The organism is Methanothermobacter sp. (assembly GCF_049720995.1).
Classification (GTDB): domain Archaea; phylum Methanobacteriota; class Methanobacteria; order Methanobacteriales; family Methanothermobacteraceae; genus Methanothermobacter.
In genome coordinates this window covers 28509-53206 of the sequence record NZ_JBNASF010000007.1, presented here as the reverse complement: position 1 = coordinate 53206, position 24698 = coordinate 28509, and the positions used below count along the sequence as shown (strand labels likewise).

27 protein-coding genes are annotated in these 24698 nt (G+C 47.8%); 11 read left to right on the top strand and 16 right to left on the bottom strand.

The features are described from left to right. Positions 1-2: 2 nt before the first annotated feature. The 5 genes from cdhD to cdhA are packed head-to-tail and all read right to left on the bottom strand — an operon-like array spanning position 3 to position 6192. Positions 3-1157 (bottom strand): CO dehydrogenase/acetyl-CoA synthase subunit delta, encoded by a 1155-nt coding sequence (gene cdhD, locus ACPLJI_RS03665; RefSeq protein WP_424731362.1) that lies wholly within the window; start codon positions 1155-1157, stop codon positions 3-5. Positions 1158-1167: 10 nt separating this feature from the next. Next, on the bottom strand, positions 1168-1914 hold the full coding sequence (locus ACPLJI_RS03660; protein WP_424731361.1) for an AAA family ATPase: 747 nt from the start codon (positions 1912-1914) through the stop codon (positions 1168-1170). Positions 1915-1930: 16 nt separating this feature from the next. Beyond that, positions 1931-3316: a CO dehydrogenase/CO-methylating acetyl-CoA synthase complex subunit beta gene (cdhC, locus tag ACPLJI_RS03655; RefSeq protein WP_424731360.1), complete on the bottom strand. Its 1386-nt coding sequence runs from the start codon at positions 3314-3316 to the stop codon at positions 1931-1933. 18 nt (positions 3317-3334) lie between these two features. Then, positions 3335-3856 (bottom strand): CO dehydrogenase/acetyl-CoA synthase complex subunit epsilon, encoded by a 522-nt coding sequence (gene cdhB / locus ACPLJI_RS03650; RefSeq protein ID WP_424731359.1) that lies wholly within the window; start codon positions 3854-3856, stop codon positions 3335-3337. Then, positions 3853-6192: a CO dehydrogenase/acetyl-CoA synthase complex subunit alpha gene (cdhA, locus tag ACPLJI_RS03645; RefSeq protein WP_424731358.1), complete on the bottom strand. Its 2340-nt coding sequence runs from the start codon at positions 6190-6192 to the stop codon at positions 3853-3855. Before cdhA ends, cdhB begins: the two co-directional genes overlap by 4 nt. Positions 6193-6544: 352 nt before the next feature. On the opposite strand from cdhA, the gene cbiM reads away from it, so the two are divergent. Genes cbiM through ACPLJI_RS03625 form a run of 4 tightly spaced genes read left to right on the top strand, consistent with a single transcriptional unit; the run spans position 6545 to position 9259 of the window. Continuing rightward, a complete protein-coding gene (cbiM, locus tag ACPLJI_RS03640) occupies positions 6545-7195 on the top strand; it encodes a cobalt transporter CbiM (RefSeq protein ID WP_424731357.1) in 651 nt (216 codons plus the stop codon). Beyond that, positions 7192-7503 (top strand): PDGLE domain-containing protein, encoded by a 312-nt coding sequence (locus ACPLJI_RS03635; RefSeq protein WP_424731356.1) that lies wholly within the window; start codon positions 7192-7194, stop codon positions 7501-7503. The genes cbiM and ACPLJI_RS03635 overlap by 4 nt, the downstream gene beginning before the upstream one ends. A 29-nt stretch (positions 7504-7532) precedes the next feature. Then, on the top strand, positions 7533-8327 hold the full coding sequence (gene cbiQ / locus ACPLJI_RS03630; RefSeq protein ID WP_424731355.1) for a cobalt ECF transporter T component CbiQ: 795 nt from the start codon (positions 7533-7535) through the stop codon (positions 8325-8327). Beyond that, positions 8324-9259, top strand: a complete 936-nt coding sequence (locus tag ACPLJI_RS03625) for an ATP-binding cassette domain-containing protein (protein WP_424731354.1) — start codon at positions 8324-8326, stop codon at positions 9257-9259. Before cbiQ ends, ACPLJI_RS03625 begins: the two co-directional genes overlap by 4 nt. A 158-nt stretch (positions 9260-9417) precedes the next feature. Here the strand turns inward: ACPLJI_RS03625 and ACPLJI_RS03620 are convergent, their stop codons facing one another. Further along, entirely contained in the window at positions 9418-10524 is a 1107-nt protein-coding gene (locus ACPLJI_RS03620; RefSeq protein ID WP_424741138.1) for a type II secretion system F family protein, read from the bottom strand. Beyond that, entirely contained in the window at positions 10508-12079 is a 1572-nt protein-coding gene (locus ACPLJI_RS03615) for an ATPase, T2SS/T4P/T4SS family (protein WP_424731352.1), read from the bottom strand. The genes ACPLJI_RS03620 and ACPLJI_RS03615 overlap by 17 nt, the downstream gene beginning before the upstream one ends. 41 nt (positions 12080-12120) lie before the next feature. Here ACPLJI_RS03615 and ACPLJI_RS03610 point away from each other — a divergent pair, with 41 nt between their 5' ends. Beyond that, positions 12121-13047, top strand: coding sequence for a 50S ribosomal protein L11 methyltransferase (locus tag ACPLJI_RS03610; RefSeq protein ID WP_424731351.1), 927 nt, complete (start codon positions 12121-12123; stop codon positions 13045-13047). Positions 13048-13185: 138 nt separating this feature from the next. On the opposite strand, the gene ACPLJI_RS03605 is transcribed toward ACPLJI_RS03610, so the two are convergent. From ACPLJI_RS03605 to pth2, 5 genes are read right to left on the bottom strand one after another with little or no spacing between them, the layout of a single operon-like run. Continuing rightward, complete coding sequence (locus ACPLJI_RS03605) at positions 13186-14421, bottom strand: tripartite tricarboxylate transporter permease (protein ID WP_424731368.1); 1236 nt, start codon at positions 14419-14421, stop codon at positions 13186-13188. Between the two features lie 18 nt (positions 14422-14439). Further along, positions 14440-14709: an elongation factor 1-beta gene (locus ACPLJI_RS03600; RefSeq protein WP_300488162.1), complete on the bottom strand. Its 270-nt coding sequence runs from the start codon at positions 14707-14709 to the stop codon at positions 14440-14442. A 48-nt stretch (positions 14710-14757) separates the two neighbouring features. Further along, positions 14758-14919, bottom strand: a complete 162-nt coding sequence (locus ACPLJI_RS03595; protein ID WP_013295112.1) for a zinc finger domain-containing protein — start codon at positions 14917-14919, stop codon at positions 14758-14760. Next, complete coding sequence (locus tag ACPLJI_RS03590) at positions 14920-15570, bottom strand: delta 1-pyrroline-5-carboxylate synthetase (RefSeq protein WP_424731350.1); 651 nt, start codon at positions 15568-15570, stop codon at positions 14920-14922. Between the two features lie 27 nt (positions 15571-15597). After that, positions 15598-15936 (bottom strand): aminoacyl-tRNA hydrolase, encoded by a 339-nt coding sequence (gene pth2, locus ACPLJI_RS03585; protein WP_424731349.1) that lies wholly within the window; start codon positions 15934-15936, stop codon positions 15598-15600. Between the two features lie 252 nt (positions 15937-16188). On the opposite strand from pth2, the gene hmtA2 reads away from it, so the two are divergent. Next, positions 16189-16395 carry a histone HmtA2 gene (hmtA2, locus tag ACPLJI_RS03580; protein WP_424731348.1) on the top strand — a complete coding sequence of 69 codons (207 nt, stop codon included), beginning with the start codon at positions 16189-16191 and terminating at the stop codon, positions 16393-16395. 185 nt (positions 16396-16580) lie between these two features. Beyond that, on the top strand, positions 16581-18356 hold the full coding sequence (locus ACPLJI_RS03575) for a ribosome biogenesis/translation initiation ATPase RLI (protein WP_424731347.1): 1776 nt from the start codon (positions 16581-16583) through the stop codon (positions 18354-18356). Between the two features lie 169 nt (positions 18357-18525). Here ACPLJI_RS03575 and ACPLJI_RS03570 read toward each other — a convergent pair whose 3' ends face one another. The 3 genes from ACPLJI_RS03570 to ACPLJI_RS03560 all read right to left on the bottom strand — a co-directional run bounded on the left by ACPLJI_RS03570 (position 18526) and on the right by ACPLJI_RS03560 (position 21266). Then, positions 18526-19683, bottom strand: a complete 1158-nt coding sequence (locus ACPLJI_RS03570; protein ID WP_424731346.1) for a pyridoxal phosphate-dependent aminotransferase — start codon at positions 19681-19683, stop codon at positions 18526-18528. Between the two features lie 258 nt (positions 19684-19941). Continuing rightward, the gene (gene radB / locus ACPLJI_RS03565; RefSeq protein ID WP_424731345.1) at positions 19942-20646 is read right to left on the bottom strand and encodes a DNA repair and recombination protein RadB; all 705 of its coding nucleotides are present in this window, start codon (positions 20644-20646) and stop codon (positions 19942-19944) included. Continuing rightward, positions 20643-21266, bottom strand: a complete 624-nt coding sequence (locus ACPLJI_RS03560) for an L-threonylcarbamoyladenylate synthase (RefSeq protein ID WP_424741137.1) — start codon at positions 21264-21266, stop codon at positions 20643-20645. Before ACPLJI_RS03560 ends, radB begins: the two co-directional genes overlap by 4 nt. A gap of 53 nt (positions 21267-21319) precedes the next feature. On the opposite strand from ACPLJI_RS03560, the gene pgsA reads away from it, so the two are divergent. The 4 genes from pgsA to ACPLJI_RS03540 are packed head-to-tail and all read left to right on the top strand — an operon-like array spanning position 21320 to position 23480. After that, positions 21320-21889 carry an archaetidylinositol phosphate synthase gene (gene pgsA / locus ACPLJI_RS03555; RefSeq protein ID WP_424731343.1) on the top strand — a complete coding sequence of 190 codons (570 nt, stop codon included), beginning with the start codon at positions 21320-21322 and terminating at the stop codon, positions 21887-21889. Between the two features lie 46 nt (positions 21890-21935). After that, positions 21936-22169, top strand: coding sequence for a DUF357 domain-containing protein (locus tag ACPLJI_RS03550; RefSeq protein WP_424731342.1), 234 nt, complete (start codon positions 21936-21938; stop codon positions 22167-22169). Between the two features lie 10 nt (positions 22170-22179). Then, on the top strand, positions 22180-22833 hold the full coding sequence (locus tag ACPLJI_RS03545; RefSeq protein WP_424731341.1) for a TIGR00153 family protein: 654 nt from the start codon (positions 22180-22182) through the stop codon (positions 22831-22833). Then, positions 22833-23480, top strand: coding sequence for a DUF434 domain-containing protein (locus ACPLJI_RS03540; protein WP_424741136.1), 648 nt, complete (start codon positions 22833-22835; stop codon positions 23478-23480). The genes ACPLJI_RS03545 and ACPLJI_RS03540 overlap by 1 nt, the downstream gene beginning before the upstream one ends. Positions 23481-23591: 111 nt before the next feature. On the opposite strand, the gene fbp is transcribed toward ACPLJI_RS03540, so the two are convergent. Beyond that, positions 23592-24689 carry a fructose-1,6-bisphosphate aldolase/phosphatase gene (gene fbp / locus ACPLJI_RS03535; RefSeq protein ID WP_424730174.1) on the bottom strand — a complete coding sequence of 366 codons (1098 nt, stop codon included), beginning with the start codon at positions 24687-24689 and terminating at the stop codon, positions 23592-23594. Between the last annotated feature and the right edge of the window lie 9 nt (positions 24690-24698).

Below are 24698 nucleotides of genomic sequence, written 5' to 3'. Positions count from 1 at the left end.
CCTCAATATTCAAGTTCGGTTATCCAGTCCCGGAGATCAGGTGTCTCGGTCGTCATGTACTCCCTTGTGAAGGTTTCCCCTATCTCCCGCAGAAGCCTCACAGATGTTGGGTGGAGCATCATGAATATATCCACACCTGAGAGCATCATTGTAAGTCCGGTTACTATCTCCCATAGAGGGCCCCTGTAGTCTGTGGGTCCCCATTCATCCTTCTTCATCCAGGCCTCCCTTGAACCCCAGGCGTTGGTTGTTCCAGATGACATTGGCATCTGCAGGTCCGCATCACCCTTGAGGGCTGCAAGCCTGGTCCTTGTGATGACGTCTATTGAAAATTCTATACCGTAACCCAGGGCACAGGTTGTTGGGTCCATAACTATGTCCTCCCTGCTAAGGCCTTCCTTCAGGAGGTAACGGTTGAGGGTTTTCTGCATGTTGACGTCTGTTATGGCCCATGATAGAACAGCATGGTTGTGGTCAAGGGCTGCCCTTGCAACCCTTCTGTAGTCAAGGTCAAGGTTTGCTGATGCCAGGAGACATCTTTCACCCTCAGCGGCCTCAGCGGCCTTTTCAAGGACCAGCGGATCCTTCTCAGGGTCCCCTGAGCCCCCGATTACAAGGGGAACATCAACCGCCTGGAGGACCTCCTCAATGTCATTTGCAGCATCCCTCGGGGACTTGTCCATTACCTTGGGACCTGTTCCTATGAGGTGTATTGTGACCATGTTGGCACCATAGTCCTTTACCGCCTTCCTGGCCCAGTCCCCCGGGTCCTCCATGACATCGCTGAAGTGTTCCCTTATTGGCCTTGGGAGACCCGGCATGGGTATGTCAAAGACGTCGAATGTCACAACCGGTGGGTTTGGCTGGGGTTCCTCAAATCTGTAGAGGGCCTTCTGACCGCCAAGGTAAACAGGTTTCCTTGTACCCTCACCTAGTTTCACCTGGGCAACCTCACCAGGGTACGTCCTTACCGGTGGTTCAAATTCCTCCTCAGGGAGTGCCTCAACCGCCTCCCTCACCTCAACTGTTTTCTGGATGGCCCGCTGAACCGCGGGCATCATGTAAAGTTCAAGTTCATCAACATCCATCCGGAACTCATTTATTTCGATGGATTCCGTGTTCTGAAGTAATTTCAGAAGTTCCGTTAATTTATCCATAAGCACACCTCTATAGACTTAAAATTTTCCCGGCGACCTTTTTTATGGCCATGAATGCTGCTGAGTCCTCAGGCAGCTCATATAGCGACCTGCCCTCCATGTCATACCTGGAAACAATGGGATCCTCGGGTATAACGCCTATGACCTCAAGTTCTTCATCTATTTCAAGTTTCTCAAGGTCCCCTTCATGTACCCTGTTAAGAACCAGGAACACCTTCCTGAATTTTATCTCAAGTTCCCCGGATAGTTCAAGTATCCTCCTTGCTGTTAGAATCCCCCTTTTTGAGGGGTCGGTTACAACCATCATCACGTCAACGTTCTGTGTTGTCCTTCTGCTGAGGTGTTCAAGGCCCGCCTCGGTATCTATCACTATGTAGTCGTAGTTCTCTGCTATGTTTTCGATTATCCGCCTCAGCATGGTGTTAACTGCACAGTAGCATCCGCTCCCCTCAGGGCGACCCATGACGAGCAGATCGAAGTCATCTGTCTCGGTTATTGACTCCATTATCCGGTAGTCAAGTATATCCCACTTGTTGGCTGATGGGGGGATTCTGCCCGCTGCTGTGTCCCTCTTAAGCTGTTCCCTCACCTCACCAACAGTTCCGCTGACTGAAACGCCAAGGGCCTCTGGAAGGTTTGAATCAGGATCAGCGTCTATTGCGAGAACATCAGCGCCGGTAGCTGCAAGTATCCTGACAAGGGACGCTGAAACCATGGTCTTTCCTGTTCCACCCTTGCCGCTTACTGCTATTATCACATGACCACTCAGTTGATTATTTACGCTTTATTATTATCTTCTCAGCGTATATCTTTGCGTTTTTGAGGATTATCCTGAATCCACCCGCTGCTGGAAGGCTGAGCTCGGGTGATGCTATTACAGGTATTCCCTCAGTGATGGGGGCCTCCTCAGCGTAGATTTCCTCTTCCTCGACGGCTTCTTCTTCCTCGACGGCTTCTGCAGGTGCCCTTTTAAGGACGGGGTGCTCCTTATCCTTAAGGAACCTTCTGAGGTCCTTTATTGATGTTGCTTCCTCCTCGGTGGCTATCTTATCCCGCAGTTCCTCAGGGATGAACTCAATGACTGATTCCTTCAGTTCCCTTGGCATCCAGATTACCCTTGAATAGCCCCCATCTGCCTGCAGGAACTTTGGTGACCTCATGTATTCAAGGCTGAGACCTGAAAACCCTTCAACCTGTTTTCCGCCTGAGCACTGCCCTGCCATTGCAGAGAAGGGTATTCCAAGTGGAGTTTCTCCCCTGAAGTTCCTGTTAACGATGCCTATACCGTCCAGTTCAGGTATGTAGAACGCCACTGCTTCGAAGCAGCCACAGGATGTGTGTGGATACCCGAACACACTATGGAGATAAACCCTCTCTGTTGTACCCTGTGAGTTCTCTGCCACCGCAGCGTTAACGTTCTCATATTCTCCTCTCTCAGGGTCAAGGACATCACCCTTTTGAATTTCAAATATTGGACCATCAGGGTCCATCTTGTAGGCTGCACGGCAGTCAAACCAGTTTATGGCTCCACACAGGGCTGTCCGGTCTGGTGTGACGATGCATACATGTGTTGGGGCGAAGGACTGGCACATTAGGCACCCGTAGAATACATCAACATCCTCGTCTGAAAGTTCCCTTGCCCTTGAATCCCTTATCTCATACTTTTCCCTGGCTGTTTCAAGGAATTCTTTAACAGCATCCTCCTCGGTCATGATCGTCACTGATATGGATTCGATTATAGGGAACTCCTCCCTGAATAGGACTGATAGTGCCTTTCCAAGGTGCTCCAGCAAAAATCCTGAGTCCCTCGCCTCTGTGCTTACACGGCACCAGATCTGGTCCCTCTGGTTGAGGTGCATGAAACCCTGGACATAGTTGCAGAGTTCATGCAGCCTCCGCTCTATCACACTTTCAAGTTCCTCCTCGAGTTCGCTTCCTGCTATCTCCACGTTTATGGCGAATGGATAGATCTGTCCCTGTTCCATTTCACTTAGTTCAGGCCCTATGACCTCCACCTTTCCATCTTCAACATTATCCTTAACCTGGACCAGTTCGGCTCCGATGGATTTGGGCCCGGCAAGTTCAACGAACATGTTTGCTGATCTTATCCGCTCCCCCTCGTGCATGGGACTTACATCAACAGGTATGTCTTCAAACATTGAATTCCTCCATTATCATCAGTCATTGTACATCTTCTCAAGGTAACTGAACCATTCATCATCATCCATGTTGGGGAATGATGCATCTGCATTTGAGTGGAATGTCCTGCATATTGTGAGTGTCCTTATATGTGGTGCGAAGTGCTTTAGGGTTGATAGACCCTGGGATGCTATGTAATAGATGCAACCTATGAATATGACCAGGTCATGCTGGCCCTCGCCCCTGATACCCTTCCAGTTTGGGTCCTTCAGGAGGTTGGTTATCTCCACTATCCCGTGGGGTTCTGATTCTACACCAGCATCCTTCAGCGCCCTGTAGGTATCGGCAGTGGATACCACAGGCAGTTCCCAGTGCTTGATGATGTTAACTGTATGTTCAAGCACTGGCTGGCGCTTTGCAAGGGGCCCCACAATCATTAATGGCCTCCTGGCCTTTTTTATCATCATAACTGCGGTTTCTGGTGTTACAAGCAGCGCCTGTTTCGGGCCTGCTATAACAGTTGGCTGCCATGGTATTATGCGGTCATTCACGGCGATCACCTCTCAAGGATTGAGGGTTCCTTTGGAAGCTTCCTTGGCTTCCAGTTCTTCTCCTCCAGTATCTTCATGATATCCCTCTTGTAGACTATGGGGATGTCCTTTTCTGTCCTTATGAACCTGTCGATGTCATCGGGAATTGTGCCAAAGTACTTTTTGTGGAGGTCTATGTAGTTACTGAGTTTCATCTGGCGACCCTTGGGTGTGTCTGTTGGCCTTATGCAGAGTTTGGCCACCATCACCGTTGCCTCCTCCCGGTTCTCCGCTGCATAGAGAAGATGTTCTGGCGCTGGCTCCCCATCGATGACCTCCCCTGTTCTGAGGTCGTTCAGTTTCCATTTCTCATCGTCATCTGCCCTTCCAAGGAACAGTCTGCGGTACTTTGATCCGTGGGGTCCAAGAACGACGGGTATTCCCCACCTGTTAACACCTGTTGCTATGGCAGCCGCCTTCTGGGAGTAGGCCCCCCATGCTACACCACATGCCCCTACACGGTTAAGTATGTAGTCTGCTATCTCCTCAAAGTTTCCCTCGAGTGGTTTCTGTGCGAATATGTTGGCTATCTTTATTGCGGCCCCGGATATGTGGGCGTTTGATACACAGGAGCCCATGTTAACAAGTCCCTTTGCATCGAACTGTCCACCGTATTTTTCATAGAGTGTCTTTCCATCTTCGTCCCGGTATTCCCCGATGGACATTGCGCCGCATCCTGTTGTGACCACGATGTAGTTTCTCTCAAGGAACTCCTTTGCCATGAGGGCAACATCCTTCCCACCCTCGGGGTAGTTTGAGCATCCCACAAAGGCTATGACACCTGGTATGTCCCCAAGGACTATGGGTGCGCCGACCCTCCTTATCTCCACATCCTGGGCAGGTCCGCGCCCGGCCCTTATCTTGTATTTTTCGTCCTTTACGCGTCTTTCACCGGCCTTTGTCACCATGGATACTATGGGTATGTCCCTTTCACACTCCTGTTCGCAGCGTCCGCATGTATAGCAGAGCTCTTCAATTGCCATCTCCTCGAGTTTGCTCAGATCACCTTCAGCTGCGCTTTTAACTGCATCCATGACAGGGAGGCTGTTGGGGCAGACCCTCTGGCACCAGCCGCAGTCTGTACACTCTGATGCCATTCTGATTATCTCATCAACCTCTGGTAATTTTTTGAGGGATTTCCTGAGTGGTGCGAGTTTCATTGCGGCCTTAACCGCCACCTCACCAACCTTTTCAGGGTCGAGGATCAGTGCCCCCTCTATGTTACCGTTTATGAGGTCGTTTACGATTTTGTCGGGGTCCTCATCGGTAACATCAGGTAGGCCCAGGCACATCTTATCGGTTGTTGCAATCACCGCTGACCTGTTTTTGAGGGCCTCCTCAAGCACATCTGTCCTCACGCACTGCTCGTCCACCACTATCACATCGGCTACACCGCTTCTTATGAATCGGAGCTGTTTTGAGAGGGGTCCAACGACCTTGGCAGCTTCACTGTACCTTGTAACATCTATTGCTGCGCAGCATATACCGCATACCTCAATTTCGTCTTCGAGTTCCCTCTCGGTGACATAGTCCACTATATCTGCTCCGGGGAGGACGTTGTGGCCTATGCAGAGTATCACAGGTTTCGTGTTGTCTATGGTACCGAATCCCAGTTCAACAAGCGGCGCGTCCTCATCACCCTTCGGGAGGTCCAGGGCAACGATCTGGGCGATATCAGCAACCTCCCTCACCAGGTCATCCATGAGTCCAGCGTGGAATGCCTTTGATTCAAAGTCCCTGCTGTCGCCCTCCTGTCCTGTGTGGCAGGCTGAGAGGAGGTGGGAAGTCTGTTCCTCGGCGTAGTCCATAACCTCCCTGAGGTCGCCCAGTGTTCGCGGCCTTCTACCCATGACGGTCCTTGTTATGGGTGCCTCTATATCCACGTTCATGCCGAGGTCTATCTCATGGTCCTCTCCCAGCTTCTCTATGAGGTGATCCACAAGGTGCCTTGCGTGTCCCGCGTGCGCGGCGGTCCCTATGAGACATGCGAGAAGAACTATGCGTGCCTGCTGGGCGGCTGCGTCTATACCACATGCGCCCTTCTTACCCAGAAGGTCACATTTACCGTAGGTGCAGAGGCAGCACATGTCACAGAAAGGTGCATAGAATGGTTCGTATCTTTCAAGGAGCTTCATGTCCCATGATCTGAGGTCGGTCACATGGGGGCGGGGTTTTGGGCCCCTGAACTCTTCCTCCTGAGGTCTTTCCTCGGTTATAATTTCTCCTATGGATATCTGGATATTTTTAAGATCCCAGAAATCCCCTTTAAGGTTCTTGGCTTTTTTTGATTCGGGTGCCACATCCATCACCAGTATTACTAAATACAGACTGACAATTATTAATGATTTATAATGATGTTTTTCATTTTATGAAATCCATATATAAATTTTGTGTATTTGGGCGTGGAACATAAAAACAGAGGCATTTTTAATAAAGCTGATATCAACGATTGAAGCTGTAATGGGCCCAGTTTCAGATCATGCTCAGGAAAATGTCCTTTCAATGTGAAGCCCCTTTTATTAGACCAGAAGATCGAAGTGTATTATTACCACAATATAAATGAAACAGGAAAATTGTAATACACATGCCAATCTTTATATTATATAAATCCTTGATATAATGAACGGAATTAATATAAATAATAAGGAGGCGAGAATCTTGCATATTCCAGATGGTTTCATACCATTTCCACAGTACGTAGTGTACTGGGTCATAGCCCTCGTAGCCCTCTACTTTAGTATGCAGTGGGCCAGAAGGGATCTTAAAGAAAGACAGATACCCCTGTTTGCAGTTCTTGCAGCTGGAATATTCGCAATACAGGCGATGAACGTTCCGATACCCTGGGGTACCAGCGGTCACATGGTTGGAGCGGCCCTTGTTGCAATAGTGTTTGCAAGTCCATGGGCGGCAGTCCTGTTGCTCTCAATTGTACTGATACTTCAGGGACTCATATTCGGTGATGGTGGACTCACAGCCCTGGGTGCTAATATATTCAACATGGGTATAATCGGAGGATTCACAGGTTACTACCTGTTCAGGGCACTCAGATCAGCCGGTGAAATCCCTGCAGTTGCTGTGGCATCATGGGCCTCAATATTCCTTGCCGCCATAGCCTGTGCCATAGAGATGTGGATAGCAGGTACCTTCCCGCTTGTGGGGGGACTCTGGATGATGGGACTCTACCACGCAGTCATAGGTCTCATCGAAGCTGCAATAACAGTGGTTGTTGTCCTTGCAATTGAAAACAGCCGCCCCGATCTCTTCAAGTTCAGTGAGTGGGGTGAGAGGAAGGAGGTTGCATCAAAATGAATGCCCGGGATAAAAAATTCATGGGAGCAGGCATCCTGATTGCCTTCATAATAGCCATTCTGGCACCATTCCTTGCATCAGAAAACCCTGATGGACTTGAGAGCACAGCCGAGAAGGTGATGCCCAATCCTGAAACTGAACCTGTGGTCGAGTCACCGCTGCCAGACTACACTATCCCAGTACTGGGCGAAAGCAAGGTTGGTGGTTCCATAGCAATGGTGCTAGGCACAGTCATTGTGCTGGGCCTCGCCTATGGCGTCGGAGTCATCCTCCGCAGAAGGGAAACAGAAGTCGATGAGGGGAAATAACCCCCTCCTTAAATTTGTGGGGAAGCTGAATGGAAGACCTTTTAAACATAGAGAGGGAAAGCCTTAAGGAGAGTTCAATACACAGCCTTGATGGGCGTGTTAAGCTCATAATAACATTTATCATAATCATCTTTGCAGTTGCCACGCAGAGTATTACAACACTCATCCTGATGGAGATTTACCTTATCCTGCTGATATTCCTCTCAAATGTGTCACCATCCTATGCCATCAAAAGGCTCATTCTCATACTCCCATTTGGTGGATTCATAGCACTCTTCCAGCCATTCATAAGGCCCGGGGACATAATCTGGACAGGGCCGCTTGGAATTGACATAACCATTCAGGGCACCATCTTTGGAATCCTGCTTCTTGGAAAGGTAACTGTCAGCGTAACCGCTGTAATCCTTCTCTCCTCAACAACTTCAATGCAGGAACTTGTTGGCTCGGCAAGGAGGATCGGTGTTCCCTCAGACTTTGCGATGCTACTCAACCTCACCGTCAGGTACCTGTTTTTCTTCTATGATGAACTTGAAAGAATAAGGAATGCCCAGAAAACCCGCTGTTTTGATATCTGGAACAAAAATGTGCCATACCGGTGGAGACTGAAGAAGGTGGGTGAAACCATTGCCATGATGTTCCTTCGGGCATATGAACAGGGTGAAAGGGTTTATCTCAGCATGCTGAGCCGCGGCTACACACCTGAAAGCCGGATGTACACAGCAGCCTCCACGATAGGAAGAAGGGAAGTGCTCTTTGTGGCCGCAAATGTCATTATACTTGCGGTTCTTCACATCGTCCAGATACTGCTTCCGGTGATGAAATGATTCAGGTGAAGAACCTCAGCTACACCTATCCCGATGGCACCACAGCACTCAGAAACATTAACATGGAAATAGGGAGGGGTGCGCGGGTTGCCGTCATAGGACCCAACGGGGCAGGGAAATCAACACTCTTTCTGCACCTCAACGGGATACTCAGGCCATCAGCAGGAGAAATAATAATTGATGGGGATAAAATCAACTACAGCAAATCTGAACTTATCAGGATAAGGCAGAAGGTTGGAATCGTATTCCAGAACCCCGATGATCAGCTCTTTTCTCCAACGGTGAGAGATGACGTTGCCTTTGGCCCCATGAACCTTGGACTCCGTGAAGATGAGGTCGAGGAAAGGGTCAGGGAGTCACTTGAAAGGGTGGGTATGGCCGGCTACGAAGAAAGGGCGCCCCACCATCTGAGCGGCGGTGAAAAGAAAAGGGTGGCCATTGCAGGGATCCTGGCAATGAAACCTGAGATCATGGTTCTCGACGAGCCCACAACAGGACTGGACCCTGAAACCGCCGACGGGATAATCGACATACTCCTTGAACTGAGCAGTGAGGGTATAACCGTTATAATATCCTCCCACGACGTTGAAATCCTCAGCCAGTTTGCTGAGAGAATATTTGTTTTAAACAGCGGTGAACTCATCGCTGAGGGGGCACCTGAGGAAATCTTTGGAAAACCCGAAATAATAAGAAAAGCCAGTTTAAGGCTTCCCAGAACCGCTGACCTCATGAACCGCCTCAAAATGGCAGGCTTTGATGTTGATGTGAAACTAACGGTGGATGAGGCGTACCATGAACTCATACACCTCCTCGGGGCGGATGCATACCACAGGCTGCTTCACTTTCTGGGTGAAAAAAGACAGCACAAACTCATTCACCTTCTCGGGGATGAGAAGTATCATGAACTTCTACATGTGCTTCGAGAGATGTGAGTGGCCTATCAGCAGTTTGGTACGCATCCAAAGTTTCAGCTCAAATATAAAGCGCAAACCCATCCATTGCTTTTAGACCTCAATTAACACACATCAAAGTTTCAGCTCAAATAAAAGCGCAAACCCATCCATTGCTTTTAGACCTCAATTAATACACATCAAAGTTTCGGCTCCAGCCTCTTGATCATGAAGGCCATGAACCCTACCAGCATCGGGAAGAGGAAGAGGTATATCAGTATAATGGCTATGGGTGGTAGAACTGACCCCATAACAGTGGACGCTGCAAGGAGCATGACAAGGAATATGACGGGTCCCAGAATCGCAAGGAACATGTAGATCATGGTGAAGGAGTTGAGCTTCTGCGAATAATCCTTGAGCTTCATCCTCATCTCATATGCAATATCATCTGCAATAACATTGAGTGTCTTGGAGAGATCCCCACCACTGTTGAGGGTCCTTGTTATCTGGTAGACAGCCCTCTTGAGACCATCGGATTCTATACGGTTACTCATCTCAATAAGGGCACTCTCAGTGGTCTCACCATACTTGATCTCCTCAAGTGTCCTTGCAAACTCCTCAGAAAGGGCCCCGTACCCGGACATTGCAACCGAACGCATACTATCATGAAGTCCAAGGCCGGATTTGAGTTCTGTGGCCATCTGACGAAGTGCAAAGGGCAGCTCCCTGGAAGCCTCACTTGAACGTTTGCCCTTCTGAAGGTTCGGAAGAAATATGATGATTATGGCCATGAAGAGGACAGCAAGCATCATTGCAAGACCTATCTCGATCCCGAAGCCCAGGACGACCATCACAACAAGGAGCACCGCCCCCGAGCCCCCACCAAGTATCATTATGAGCTTGGGGTCGAGCTGCTCCTTCTCCTCCTCCTTCAGGATCTCCTCAAGGGACGCCCTCTGAAAGCTTTCACGGGTTGCACTGTCCTCTCCACTCTCTTCAAGTCTCTTATCTGCCTCTATAAGTCCCTTGAATACCTCTATCTCTTCAGGGGTCATCTTCATCCTGCTTATAACCCTAGCTGACCCCCTTCTTGATAGAAAACCTGGTTTTGGTTTCTTAGATTCCCTCTTCAGGATTCCCCCGGTTTTTCCAATTGGTGGTGCCTTTGGCTTTATCTCACCTATCTTTTTAACGGGCTTCTGAACGCCCTCACCCACCTTCTTTGTGGATGTAAGAGTGAGTCCACCGAGTTTATCGAATATATCCCTGATTGAGACCATTGTATCAGCCTCAGAGTATGCTGTCAAGGACACCATCCGGGTCCCTGTAGTACTCATTTATGTAGTGTCCCACCTCATCTATGGACCTTATGTTCTCATCGGCCAGGTATTCAAGGACGAGTCTTCTCCTTTCGATCTCCTCCTCTATCTCATTTATGCTTATGGCCCTGAGTTCAGCTATCTCCCTCAGGGTCTGGCTGGCTATTCCAACATACTCTACCTTATCGGTTACACTGTTCCATTCAAAGACCCTGTTGAGCTGAACATTACCCTCCTCCATGCCCACGACCTCGGCAACCTCTGTTATCCTCCTTATGGAACCCCCTTCAGGACGGTACATCCTGTTCTGCATGATTATAAAGTCAAGGGCGGGTATCATTATCCTTGGCACGTTCATGGGAGGGTTTATGAGACGGGTTATTGTTTCCCTGGCTGTGTTTGCGTGAAGCGTTCCAAAACCACTGTGCCCTGTGTTGAGGGCTGTAAAGAGTGTTATTGCCTCTCCACCCCTGACCTCTCCGACGATCACCCTGTCGGGTCTCTGACGGAGGGAGTTCTTAACCAGGGTGTCCATGTCCAGTTCACCCTTACCCTCTATGTTGGGGGGCCTTGTCTCCATCCTCAGGACATGGGTGTGGGGCAGCTGAAGTTCCAGTGTATCCTCAATTGTTATGATACGCTCGGTTGGGGGTACAAATGCAGATATTGTGTTAAGGGTTGTTGTTTTACCTGAACCTGTACCCCCAGCAACTATGGCGTTGCATGGCTTCACCCCGAGTCCATCCGTGCAGACCCACAGGAATGCTGCAAGATGGGAGGACATGGTCTTGAAGTTGATGAGGTCAACAACGGTGAATGGGTCCTTCCTGAATTTTCGTATGGTGAGTGTTGACCCATCTGGAGATACGGGAGGTATTGTTGCATTGATCCTTGAGCCGTCAGGCAGCCTTGCATCCAGTATGGGTGTCTGCTGGTCTATACGCCTGTTCACCTGCCTCGCAATGAGGTCAATGATGGCCTTTATATTGTCATCGTTCTTGAAGACCACGTTGGTTATCATCATGCCCATCTTCCTGTGGTAGACAAAGACGGGTTTGTTGACACCGATCACCATTATCTCCTCGAGGTCATCATCCTTGATGAGTGGGTCAAGTTCACCGTATCCCAGCATCTCCTGGGATATCTGCTTGGCGAGCTTATCAACATTGCGAACCCCCTTCATCTTGAGAAATTCCTTGACCTCCGACATGAAGGTGGATTCGTCTATCCTGAAATCCTCACCCTTGGATACCGCAACCTCAACAAGTTTTTCACGTATCTCGTTGAGGAGTTCTCTTTCCTTCTCAGAGAACTTTGGAAGGGACACCTTGTATTTGGGTATGAGTTCGCCCTCAATGATTTCAACATCCTTTATATCAGGACCGCGGGGGGCAGGCTTGGGTGATGGCTTTTCAAGCACCTTCTCAACCTTGAATTCCGATTCAGCAGGCTTCTCCCTTTTTTCTTCCCTTGAAGCTGCTTCCTCATCAGCTGCGAATTCTCCGAGAATTTCCCTCAGAATCTCCTTCCTTTTGTCCCTCATGTTACTCATCTTTTAATATGTGGAGGGCAATATTTAAGTGTATGTCAGCAAGGTGTCCCGTTTGCGGGGAGCTTCTTCGCGCCCATAACAAGCATGAACTGGAAGGGTATTATGACCCCTGTGAGGACTGTATAAACCCTGGTTTCAGGAAGTTCAGACCCATAATGGAACAGATAACTGATTCATCCCTTGAAGCATGTGAATGCGGCAGAAGGCACCTTGATTCTGTAATGGCACATGTATCAATGGTGCTGATAGAGGAAGGCTTTATTCCTGGAAATGCCAGACTGAGGGACGCCGGTGTTCCTCTCATCACTCCTGCATTTCCCCTTAAATCAGCTCCCATCCTGCCTGAGGATTCGCTTGTTGTTCTAACACCCACTGCCGGTGCGGAGGCTGCGGAGCTGATAATAAATGATGTGCCTGAGGTTAAGGGTGTAATGATGGGTGATCCCTCAGTGACACCCGGGGTTATGGATTCATCCAGAACTCCCCATGTATATGATCTTCTTGCAGGCTGTGATATGAGGTGTGACGTTATAGAAACCCCTGCAGGTTCAATTTCCATATACCGGAGGCAGAGCAGACTTCACATAGAATTTTCAGGGCGTAAAAACAAAAAAATAGAAGCTGCTGCCAGGGAAATCATGTCAATTCGTCCAGAGACTGTTCTGGACGCCACTTGCGGTCCAGGCACCCTTGGAATATTTGCACTGATGGCCGGTGCAGAGAGGGTTGTCTTCAATGACATCTGGAGGGATGCCTGTGAGATGACACGCCTGAACCTTCAGATCAATGGCTTCAGGAATGAAAGGTTCAGAGTATACTCTGAGGACATCAGAGAACTGCCTGAAATCCTGGATGAGAACTTTGAGCTATGTATTGTGGATCCCTTCCCTGGGGTGGAAGTAAAGGAGTTCATTGATGCTGCAGGACAACTGGCAGATAGGATTCTGCTGATTCAGTGAACCGGAATAGATGGAATATCATCAAGAATTAACTGGTCCACACTTTTGATCTATGATATCCCCAGCACATGACTGAAACCTAAATCCCCATGTAAATAACCACCCCAATCTATGATATCCCCAGCACATGACTGAAACCTAAATCCCCACGTAAATAACCACCGCAGGAATCACAAGGACCCCCATAAGATGGGACTTGCTTATACCTGCACAGTGGGGGATGATCCCAAACGCAGTGGATGCCAGGAGGGTCACTGCAATGAACGGCAGACTTGCACCCTCAATGATGGCAAAAAAGAAAATGGATGCCACCATAAAGAGCATTACGCAGACCGAGACCCTCCTATAGTTGACTCCTGAGAGGCTGCACACGAGGTAATCGCCCAGCTTTATGGATGCTGCAGCGGCTGCAGAGACAGCAAGGAGAGATGCGGATATGAAGAGCATCAGATGGGCCATACTTACATCCTGAACAATCTCTGAAATGTAGACCGCGATACCGCTTCTGGGATTTCCTATGAGGTAGAGTGTGAGGAGTGAGAAGAGGGCGTCTGATGTGTTCAGGCCTGAAATTGCCATGATGAAATCCTCAGGTGCATCCTCACCCCCCGACCCTGTGAGGGAGGCTGCTATCATCCCGCCCTGGGCTGGTCCAAATCCAGGGAGAAATCCCAGTAAAACAGATGCAAGTCCACCTGCGGATACAGACCTCAGAGTGTTCATGTTGAACTCTGTGAACTGGATCCTGCTCTGTTCAGGAATATCTGAAGCTGAATTTAAACTGTACAGGAGTGTGCTGAGTCCAAAAAACCCTGTAAAAAATGTCATGAGCCCAAGACCAGGGGATATGGGCGTCCGAAACATGAGCCACCCCATCGCACCTGAGAAGAGAAAAAGCACCAGAGCCCAGATAATGGCCTCAAAATTTCTGCTGAGTTTTATTATCATGTAAACAGATACCAGAATCAGAATCAACCATATATATGGTCTGAGAAAATCGTGTAGAGGTGGTAAAATCAGGAAGAGGGATGGTAGGAGGATTATAGTTATGATGATTCCCCCAACACCGCCGATCGAGGCCGCCCTTATGGCCTCCCCGGCCCTCCCCTCCAGCACCATCCTGTGAGCCGGGAGGACAGAGATGGCTGTTCCCTCATCAGGCACCCCAAGAAGCGTTGATGGTATGAACTCAAGAACGGCGTGTGCCACCGAAAGGGATAATAAAAAAACAGCGAGAAATTCCTCAGATACATTGAGGTGGGTTGATGATGCAAAAATGAAGGCTCCCACAGTATTAACATGGATGCCTGGAATCAGACCAGTTAATATGCCAGTGATGATCCCGAGAAAACAGGCAAAAAGGATATCTGTTATCCCCATCACCCTGGGGAGCTACATTAACCTTCTCACATCGGTTACCTCTATGTTGCTGACACCATCAATACCCGCAAGGCTCTCCTCAGCGGCTTCTGTTCCGCCCTCGGCATCACCCACAACAACCATCACATTGAGGGCAACGAGGCCAAATGCTATTGGTTCCTCATCTATCTTGTGAAGTTCGGTACCCTCGGGTATCCTTGATTCAATTTCCTTCTTGAGTGCCTCAAGGTCAACCTCTGGACTTTCAGGCATAACCTTTATGGTAGCTACTACATCTCCCATGAAATACCTCCACACAGAATTTGAGTAATACTAATTTATATATTTTTCCTATGGTCCCTCGAATCCACAGCTGCAGCGGTATGTGTGTCCGAAGGTCCTGCACTTCTGGCACCTGTAGATCATCTCGCCACACATGGGGCATTCAAATTTCACATAGGTTTCAACCAGAGGTATCTCCTGCTTACAGGATGTGCATTCCATCTTTGTCATCTAATCACCTCTTATAACTGTACATATACCTTCTGAAGCACCTGCCCTTAAAATGGACAGCACCCTATCGGGAAACTTCCCGTTTGCAACATAACAATCAGTTTTCAGTTTAATGAGAAGTTCAGGTAGTGCCTCATCCACTGATGTCTCACCAAAAGATAGTAAGTTTTTAGCACTTATCTCATTTATAAGTTTAGCATCACGGGCAGGTGGCCTCTCAGTATATATACCATCTACATCCGTTGCTATTAAAAGTTTCGCCCCGAGCATGTGTGCTATTAGGAGTGAGAGGGAATCCGAGGTCACCCTCCATGAGTGTTCCGCGGGATCAGTAAAACGCAGAAGTTCAGATGGCAGTATCACAGGTGTCAGGCCACTATCAACTGCCTCCCTGCACTCCCCAAGTGTCCTCACTGGAACAGCAGAATCAGAAAGGTCAGCGAGCAACCTTCCTGTGATATCCATGCATAGTATAGCCGAATCATGGGCTGCGCTTTCAGAAAATCCCAAAATCCTATCGTAATGCCTCACTCTATCTGCAAACCCCCCACCACCACACACAACAGCAACCCCTCTTCCTTCAAGGCTTTTAAGAAGTTCCGCAGCATTTCCAGGGAATAGACTACCCCCTATCTTAACAAGCCAGTCCATAATATCACCATAATCTCCATCTCAGACTCATAGGAGTTTGAGGTCGCCTGTTATTTTATCTATCTTCTCATCGTCGTCAGGACCTATACCAAGGCAGGTGATGGTACCTGCGGGTATCTGGGTGTGCCCTGCATCCCTCACAAGATAATATGAGATTCCAGAGTCCTTTACAGATTCATATATTTCCAGGAGCTCATCAAGGCTCTTAACTGAAACTATAACCTTCTTTGAACCATCAATTTCCCATTTTCTGATTTTATCAGGGTCTGTTTTTTTAAATGAACCTATAGAAGCATGACAGGCCTGGGCTGCTATTTTACCCTTTCCCATCTTCAGATCAGACCTCACTATTATGATCTGTTTCATTTTCCCACCATCCGGGTCTATATTGATTGATACTAATAACTCTTTCCAGCAAGAAAAAATGAAAAGTCAGCAGTGCCCATCTCATGCACAACTCAACCGGAGGTGCCCCTCCAAACCAGAAGGTTGGTGCCAGTGTTACAGTAACAATCTGCAAGGCTGGGAAGTATAGAATCATGATATGGATTGAAAAGAGTGCCGAAAAATCGATAAATTTAAATAGCATTTGGTTAAATATAGAATTGAGGTGATATTATGGCCGAATTACCCATAGCACCAGTTGGGAGAATAATAAAAAATGCCGGTGCCCAGAGAATAAGCGACGATGCAAGGGAAACACTTGCAAAAATTCTGGAAGAAAAAGGCGAAGAAATAGCAGTAGAAGCTGTTAAACTAGCAAAACATGCCGGCAGAAAAACTGTTAAAGCATCAGACATAGAACTGGCCGTTAAAAAGTTATAGATGGCCATTTCTATTTTTATTTTAAGGTTCATGCTTCTTTATCCTTCCGGGAATATTTCCCCAGTCATTGACTGTTTATTGTCCTCTCGACAGTAATGAATTTCTGAGAATGAATTTATTTATTACCCACAAATACCATAATCAACCGAAACTGAATTTTCATCCTCATACCGATGGTGATAGAATTGACCAGAATCTCAATACTCGATCATGATAGATGCCAGCCAAAGAAATGCAACTACGTCTGCATAGAGTACTGCCCGGGAGTTAGAATGGATGAGGACACCATAACAATTGATGAGAAGACAAAGAAACCCATTATATCTGAAGAACTATGTTCCGGTTGTGGTATATGCACAAAAAGGTGTCCGTTCAAGGCCATAAGCATTATAAATCTTCCCGAAGCACTTGAAGACCCGGTTCACAGGTACGGACAGAACATGTTTGAACTCTTCGGTCTCCCCACCGTGACGGAGGGGGATGTGATCGGGCTTATAGGTCCAAACGGTATCGGGAAGTCAACAATCATAAGGATACTTTCAGGGGAACTCAGGCCAAACCTTGGAAACTTCCAGGACCCACCAGGGTGGGATGAGATCATAAACCACTTCAGGGGATCCCAGCTGCAGAATTACTTCCAGAACCTGAGTGAAGGAAAGGTAAAAGTTGTGCATAAACCCCAGATGGTGGATAAGATCCCAAAGTACGTTAAGGGAAAGGTTGAGGATCTGCTTCTGAGTATAGATTCAAAGAGAACAGATGATGTAATTGAAACCCTCGAGATTGGGGAGATAATGGGACGTGAGATATCAAAACTCAGTGGGGGTGAACTCCAGAGTGTGGCGATTGCAGCTGCAGCTCTACGTGAAGCAGATTTCTACTACTTTGATGAGCCCACATCATGGCTGGATGTGAGGCAGAGACTCAATGCTATAGGGGTCATAAGGTCCCTTGCAGAGGCAGGGAAATCCGTTATGGTTATAGAGCATGATATGGCCGCCCTTGATGCAATGTCAGACTACGTCCACATACTCTACGGTAAGCCAGGTGGATACGGGGTTGTATCCAACCGCCGCGGTGTTCGTGTAGGAATCAACACATATATCAGGGGTTTCCTCAGGGAGGAGAACGTGAGATTCCGTGATCATGAAATAGAATTCAAGGTAAAACCCCCAAGAGCCGAGGAAGAGGGTGAGGTCCTCGTGGAGTACTCAAAGATGACAAAGTCCCATCCAGCATTCAGCCTCAATGTTGAGGAGGGCAAAGTACACCTCAACGAGGTTGTGACTGCCTTCGGACCAAACGGTATAGGTAAAACAACCTTTGCAAGGATCCTGGCGGGTGTTGAAAAGCCTGATGAGGGCAAGGTCAAAAGGAAGATAAAGATATCCTACAAGCCACAGTACCTTTCATCTGATTATACCGGTACCGTGGAGGAATTCCTGTATGCAAACGCCCCTTCATATGGATCGAACCTCTTCAAAAGCGAGATCATGAGGCCATTCAATCTTGAGGAGATACTTGACAAGTCAGTTAATGAACTGAGTGGTGGGGAGCTGCAGCGCCTTGCAGTTGCAGTTGCACTCTCCAGGGACGCGGAACTTTATGTTCTGGACGAGCCAACAGCATTCCTTGACGTTGAACAGCGCCTACTCGCAGCCAAGGCCATAAGGAGGATAATTGAAAGCAGAAATGCCTCTGCCATGATAATTGACCATGACATAATCTTCATTGACTACATATCCGACAGGGCCATGGTCTTCAGTGGAAAACCTGGAGTTGAGGGGCGCGCTGGAAGCCCCACCGAACTCAGGAAAGCAATGAACACATTCCTGAGGGAAACAGGAATAACATTCAGGAGGGATAAGGAAACAAAAAGGCCGCGTGTTAACAAGCCAGGAAGTTTCCTTGACAGGCAGCAGAAGGAGATTGGGGAATATTATTACCTGAAAACAGAATAATGAGGACACGTTCAACCTCACCTTTCAGGAAAACTCCCATGAAAACCCAGCCATAAAACCCACCACCCTAAAACCCCCCAAGAACTAATCCGAGCTTACAGAGACCTGATTATCCACCAAATTGGAACTCAAAAAAGCAGTTTCAGGATTAAAAAATAAAACTGTGGGATCATGATGGTCTCAGGAACTCCATCACATCCACAAAGTTCTCAGCGAATATCTCAACCTGTTCAGTTGGTATGGAGAAGCTGAGACGTATGTACCTGTCCCCGAATATCTTGCTGGTGTATGCACCCTGCCTTACAAATATCTTCCTCTTAAGAAGGTAGTCTGTAAGGTCAACAGGGTTCACACCGGTTTCATGTATATCTATGGCCATCATGTTTCCATTTGATGGGTAAACCGGTAGAAATGCCCCTTCAACCTCTTCAACAGCGTCCCTGATGATCCTCTGGTTCCTGAATGTTACATCCCGTATCCTGTCAACCCACCTGTCCTTTGACCTGAGGGCTGCAATTGCACCTGCCTGGGATACAACATTTGTACCGAGGTCATTTATGACGATGCTCTTCACTGACTCAACAATATCTGCAGTTGCAACAATTGCACCTATCCTGAGACCTGCCATCCCGCATATCTTGGAAAAGCTGTACACTGAAATTGTATGGTCAGGGGCATAATCAGCTGCCAGGTGGTGTTCCCTGGCAAAGTCCCTGTATGTTATATCGTGCAGAAGGTAAACGTCATGATCCACTGCAATGTCTGCAAATGCCTTTATCTCATCCAGAGTATATGATGAGCCCAGTGGATTCAGGGGATCGATGAGTGAAATCAGACGGGTGTTGCTGTCCATATTCTCAAGCACAAGGTCGGGTGTCAGTTTATACCCGCATTCACTGCTGTATATTGGGACCGATGTGACACTGCATGCGAATCTGCTTGCAAAGTTGTCAATTATCAGGTAGCCTGGATCACATGTTATGGCATTGTCCTCAGGGTTGAGAATATCATTCATGCATAGATACAGGGACTCTGTACCTCCAGCAGTTATGAGGGCTTCAAAGCCATCCCCCAACCCCAGATCCTTCAGTACGAGTTCCTTGAGTTCAGGGAAGCCCTCAGGGGGAGGATACTTGCAGTAACTACCATCATTTATGCATTCAATCATTGCTTCCGCTATTTCAGAGTGATCATGAAGATGGTTAGTGTTCTGACCCATCCATATCATTTCTTTGTCCTTGAAGACATAGTTAAAAAACTCATTTGAAGTTTTAAAGCCGTTTGGCGGCACTTTTGCGGCTTTAGCATATTTTTTAGGAGAAATCATTTTATCACATCAGCACCAGAGTATCCTAACGAAAGAGAAGAAAGCTTCTCTTATCTACCCGAGGCTGAACCTCAAATAGGCCACACTATTACCGTGTTCTATATCATATTAAACAAACCACTTAATAAACTTTGTTCAGCACCAGAGATTCTGTAATAAAATTTAGGACCCATATCCTACTTTGGGGATACAAAATAACCTCCAGGGGACCGGCCAGATGAAAATGGGCGCTGCTGAACAAATTAAAATCCCTGAAGATCAGACAATACCCTCAGGAACTATCCTGAAACTGGTCCTCAGACCTTCAGGTCTGTTTCTGTGCCTTCTGAGTACAGCAATCCTCTCACCCTGGCCATCACCCATTTCAAGTTCAACGATTGTCTTGGACCAGTACCTTAAGAGTGTCCCCCCAACGGGACTCACCCTCTCCATCCCATCATCTCCCCTCAGTGAATATATCTGGTTGGTTATGACCACCGCAAGGTCAAATCTTCTGGCCATCTGCAGAAGAAGAAAAAGCTGTCTTCCAAGATCAACATTGAAATTGGATCCATTTCCCTCCTTGAGACGGTATAAGGCCACCGCAGAATCAAGTACAATCAGGTCAACTGAATCTCCATGGTTTTTGAGGACATTCAGTGTCCTTTGAATTGCTTCGCCCTGCTCGGTGAAGCTCGAGGGTTCAAAAACTATTATATTATCTGCAACTCTTTCAAATGAAGATCCTGAAACCTGTTTTATTCTTTCAACTGAAATTCCACCCTCGGTATCAATAAAAACAGTCTTTTTATCTCTTTGTGAATTTTCAACTGCAAGTTTAATTGCTATGTTTGTTTTACCAGAAGCTGGAGGCCCATAGAACTGGGTGATGGTTCTCCTCTCAACACCACCTCCAAGTATGGAGTCAATGGATGAACCGGTGGGAAGCCTTCTGTCTTCACTGAGCTCCATAAGGGTCCTCATCCCATACACCTGGAAATCCTGTAGATAACTTCAGGGTCCCCTCTACCAATCCTCAGAACAGAGGGTGGTTCAACTGTAAGATCTACAACAGTGGATGGTTCGGTGCTATCACATTCACCTGCATCAAGCACGAGTTCAACCTCCAGATCCTCCATTATATCATGAGGGTTCCCAGATGGTTGCTTACCCGATATATTGGCACTTGTGGCCGTCACAGGAAACTTTGCTGATATTCCCCTGCATATCTCATCATCCGGGACCCTTACACCCACCTTTGATGATCCTCCTGTGAGAATATCCGGCACCAAATCCCTTTTCTCAAGTAAAACCGTGTATGGACCAGGTAATATCCTCCTGATTACCTCCATAGCATGCTCTGATGGTTTTGAGAACCTTGGTATCTCAGATACCTTTGAGACACATATGGAGACAGGTTTATCAGGGGCCCTTCCCTTTATCCGGAAGAGCTTCCTCACCGACTTCTCGTCAAGTGCATTGACACCGAGGCCATAGATGGTATCCGTGGGGTATATCACTGCCCCGCCACTCTCCATAACAGATATTGCCTCATCAATCAACCTCTGTGATGGGTTTTCTTTTCTGATTTTCCGGATTATCATTGAACCACCAGAGCCATTACCAATTTATATATCTGCAAAATATAAATGATTCCATGTTGAATCAGTTCAGACCGGCATTCAGAAGGTTCATAGACCCTATCGCAGAGAAGATTGCAATACCTGCAGATTATATAACTTTCACTGGTTTCCTGGTTGCATGTGCCTCTGCTGCGTCCTATGCCACAGGGACGCTCATTAACGGTGCTCTGCTTCTTGCATTAAGTGGATTCATTGATGTCCTTGATGGGGCAGTTGCACGGAGGAGGTTCAGTCCCACCAGATTTGGTGGTTTCCTGGATTCAACCCTCGACAGGCTCTCAGATGGCCTGATCATCATAGGTATAACTGCAGGTGGCTTCACAGGGATGCTTACAGGTATGCTGGCCCTCCACTCCAGCCTCATGGTCAGTTATGTTAGGGCAAGGGCCGAGTCCGAGGGCCTTGAATGCACCGTGGGTATTGCTGAAAGGGCTGAGCGACTCATAATACTCACTGGAGGGTCCCTTGCCGGATACTTCCTTGGCTTATGGTATATGGACGCTGCCATGATAATTCTTGTACTTGCAGGATACTTCACGGTGCTTCAGAGGATGATTTATGTCAGGAGGCAGATGAAAACATAGGCCTCCGGAAAGGTCCCTGAAATTAAGAGATTGATGAGGTGTTTAAATGGAATACCGGGATCGCATAGAAAAGGACCTTGATCTTCTTGAGAAAAATTTAATGGAAATGGAATCCATAGAATTCAAAGGGGAGGAGAGGGCCATCATTGAGAGGGCCTTGAACTACAGGGACGACTCCATCTACTACCTCAAGAAGGGGGATTACCTCACATCCTTTGGATGCATAACCTACGCCCACGGCCTTCTGGATGGTCTCAGGATGCTTCACGGAATTATATGATGGAGATAAAATGAAGTTTTTCATTAAAGAGGGTAAAGTTGAGAAGTATGGGCGCAAGCACCTTGATAAGGTCATGGAATGCTACCTGAAGCTGGAAGAGCTGATGGAGGCATTTTACAGTGGTGACTGCAGCCGTGTGTCCAGGCTCGCAAGGGAGATAGCGGTCATTGAACATGAAGCCGATGAGATAAGAAGGAAAATGGAACTTGAATTCTATGAGGGGGCCTTCCTCCCATTTGACAGGGAGGACCGTATAATGCTCGTTGAGAGCATAGACAAGGTTGCTGATGTCATTGAATCAACCGCATTCACTGTATTCCTTGGGAGGGTCTCCTTCCCCTCAGGGTTCAGAGAGTACTTCCAGAGGATGATGGATGTCACAGGAAAAACAGTTCAAGCCCTTAAGGAGTGCGTGGAACTCCTTGAAAGGGACCTCGGGGAGGCCATGATGAAGGTCCATGAAATTGAGGTCCTTGAGGATGAGGCGGATACAATTGAGAGGAAGATCATAATGGACCTCTACTCCGCCTACAGGAAGAGGGAGATGGGAGTCATAAAATTCATAGATATGAAGGAAATCACCCGGAAGATCGGGAACATTTCCGACAGGGCCGAGGATGCGTCTGACCGTGCACTCATAATAATAGCCAAGAGAAGAGGCTGATGACCCTTAAAATGGCCGTTGAGGACCTGAGATACCTCCTCAACAGGGGATACCGTAAACGTGTTGCACTGAATTTCGTTGCAAACCACTATCTTCTCGGGAAGAGGGAAAGAAATTACCTTGCAAGATACGTCTTCTCAGATGAAACAGCCAAGAGGAGACTTTCCCGGCTGGTGAGTCCAGATTCCCTCAGGGGTTCCACTGTTCAAATTGATGGCTACAATGTACTCATAGGTACAGAAAGCGTTCTTGAGGGTTCAGGGTTCTTCATTGCCCAGGACGGATTTCTGCGGGATATAAAGGGTGTTTCAGGGAGTTACATTATGGGTGAAGTAACCATGAGGGCCCTGAATGCCATAATGGACTTCCTATCAGATTCATGTGTTGAAGAGGTGTTTTTCTACTTTGACAGGAACGTAAGCCACAGTGGTAGACTGAGGCAGATTGTTGAGGACCTCATGAATTCAAGGAAACTGGAGGGACGTGCCATTCTCTCATCATGCGTTGACAGAAGGCTTAAGGAAAGTGGGGGTGTTGTGGCAACAGCTGATGGTGCTGTGATTGACTCTGTGGAGAGGGTGATTGACATTCCCCATGAGATACTCATGAGAATCAAAAAACCACAGAAGGGACAGTGCCAGGAATAAAAGGAAGTATCTGCAACCAGTAAACTAATACAGACCGTCATTAAAAATATCCTGCCTGAGATCCGGGAATTCAAGGTATTCAGAAAAAATAAAGATGTGGACGGAGCCGGTTTACTCCATGTCCTCAAATCTGTCACCGAGTTTTTCAAGCACACCTGGAAGGGATGTGTACTCCATTTCATCTGAGGGGAGCCTGTGGGGTTCGAATGGTCCGTGTCTCCTCATGTACTCTGCAATTTCAGATGCAAGCTGCCTTGAGCGATCAAATGATGGGTCATCAAACATGTCAATTGGGCCCACAAGCTTGCAGTCTGCGATCTGGAATCCCAGCCCTATGACCCTTGGAGGTCCGTCGAACCTGACTGGTGTTGCATCCCTCTGGGCAACAGGCATCAGTGGCCCGTTGTGTGATCCCCTCATCCAGCCACCCACAAGGTGCGGGAATGCGAAGGGCTCAACGACTTCCCCTGCTGCAGGGAATCCTGACTGTGCCCTGACAATTGCCACCGGGTCATCCTTTCCTATGTACTTGCCTGCCATGAGGTTCAGTCTCTCTGTGCTCACAGAGGCTGCTATTTCACCATCATCCCTTCTGTGTATCTTCTTTATCACGTAGCGGCTGATTGAACCGAGAAGTGCAAGGAGATCATACATCTCATCAGGGCATGCCATTGTAACCTTTTTGTGTTCAACGACATCAAAGACCTCGAATTCGTATCCGTTGTGAAGTGATGGGTCAATAACAAGGCCTGCGGTGTTGAATGGGTCTGCAAACATTCTGAAGAGTGGCAGGTTAAACGCTCCAGGTTCTGTCTTGTCGCAGCAGAAAATTATAACCGGATCGCTTGGCCTTTCCTTAAATTCCATTTCAGCGCACCCGGGACCCATACCCTTGATGTTTCCTGAGAAGGTGTCTGAGAGGAGGTCCTGTCCTGCACCGTAAAGTTTTAAGCCCCTTGCCACCTCTGTGGCTTCCCTGAAGGCGTTCCATGCCGTCTGGTGAACCTCCTCATTTTCCTCACCGTTCCTGTGGGTCATTATGAGGTCAATGTCATCTCCACAGTTGGTAATATAATAATCCTCAAGGATTCCTGTATCCCTAGCTTCTGCCAGTACCTCGTCGCACTTTTTCTTCAGTGCCTCATGTGCGACTGCGTGACCGGCTACGCTTCCAACATCTGCTTTAATTACACTAATGGTTGTTTTCATATATACACC

What these genes read in the sequence shown, in the direction of transcription:
- pgsA (WP_424731343.1), top strand. Translation starts at nt 21,320, where the DNA reads ATGTTGAATCAGTTCAGACCGGCATTCAGAAGGTTCATAGACCCTATC.
- ACPLJI_RS03600 (WP_300488162.1), bottom strand. Translation starts at nt 14,709, where the DNA reads ATGGGAGATGTAGTAGCTACCATAAAGGTTATGCCTGAAAGTCCAGAG.
- hmtA2 (WP_424731348.1), top strand. Translation starts at nt 16,189, where the DNA reads ATGGCCGAATTACCCATAGCACCAGTTGGGAGAATAATAAAAAATGCC.
- ACPLJI_RS03625 (WP_424731354.1), top strand. Translation starts at nt 8,324, where the DNA reads ATGATTCAGGTGAAGAACCTCAGCTACACCTATCCCGATGGCACCACA.
- cdhC (WP_424731360.1), bottom strand. Translation starts at nt 3,316, where the DNA reads ATGTTTGAAGACATACCTGTTGATGTAAGTCCCATGCACGAGGGGGAG.
- ACPLJI_RS03550 (WP_424731342.1), top strand. Translation starts at nt 21,936, where the DNA reads ATGGAATACCGGGATCGCATAGAAAAGGACCTTGATCTTCTTGAGAAA.
- ACPLJI_RS03540 (WP_424741136.1), top strand. Translation starts at nt 22,833, where the DNA reads ATGACCCTTAAAATGGCCGTTGAGGACCTGAGATACCTCCTCAACAGG.
- ACPLJI_RS03595 (WP_013295112.1), bottom strand. Translation starts at nt 14,919, where the DNA reads ATGACAAAGATGGAATGCACATCCTGTAAGCAGGAGATACCTCTGGTT.
- cdhA (WP_424731358.1), bottom strand. Translation starts at nt 6,192, where the DNA reads ATGGATGTGGCACCCGAATCAAAAAAAGCCAAGAACCTTAAAGGGGAT.
- ACPLJI_RS03545 (WP_424731341.1), top strand. Translation starts at nt 22,180, where the DNA reads ATGAAGTTTTTCATTAAAGAGGGTAAAGTTGAGAAGTATGGGCGCAAG.
- ACPLJI_RS03635 (WP_424731356.1), top strand. Translation starts at nt 7,192, where the DNA reads ATGAATGCCCGGGATAAAAAATTCATGGGAGCAGGCATCCTGATTGCC.
- cbiQ (WP_424731355.1), top strand. Translation starts at nt 7,533, where the DNA reads ATGGAAGACCTTTTAAACATAGAGAGGGAAAGCCTTAAGGAGAGTTCA.
- radB (WP_424731345.1), bottom strand. Translation starts at nt 20,646, where the DNA reads ATGAGGACCCTTATGGAGCTCAGTGAAGACAGAAGGCTTCCCACCGGT.
- cdhD (WP_424731362.1), bottom strand. Translation starts at nt 1,157, where the DNA reads ATGGATAAATTAACGGAACTTCTGAAATTACTTCAGAACACGGAATCC.
- ACPLJI_RS03590 (WP_424731350.1), bottom strand. Translation starts at nt 15,570, where the DNA reads ATGGACTGGCTTGTTAAGATAGGGGGTAGTCTATTCCCTGGAAATGCT.
- pth2 (WP_424731349.1), bottom strand. Translation starts at nt 15,936, where the DNA reads ATGAAACAGATCATAATAGTGAGGTCTGATCTGAAGATGGGAAAGGGT.
- ACPLJI_RS03570 (WP_424731346.1), bottom strand. Translation starts at nt 19,683, where the DNA reads ATGATTTCTCCTAAAAAATATGCTAAAGCCGCAAAAGTGCCGCCAAAC.
- fbp (WP_424730174.1), bottom strand. Translation starts at nt 24,689, where the DNA reads ATGAAAACAACCATTAGTGTAATTAAAGCAGATGTTGGAAGCGTAGCC.
- ACPLJI_RS03615 (WP_424731352.1), bottom strand. Translation starts at nt 12,079, where the DNA reads ATGAGGGACAAAAGGAAGGAGATTCTGAGGGAAATTCTCGGAGAATTC.
- ACPLJI_RS03560 (WP_424741137.1), bottom strand. Translation starts at nt 21,266, where the DNA reads ATGATAATCCGGAAAATCAGAAAAGAAAACCCATCACAGAGGTTGATT.
- ACPLJI_RS03610 (WP_424731351.1), top strand. Translation starts at nt 12,121, where the DNA reads ATGTCAGCAAGGTGTCCCGTTTGCGGGGAGCTTCTTCGCGCCCATAAC.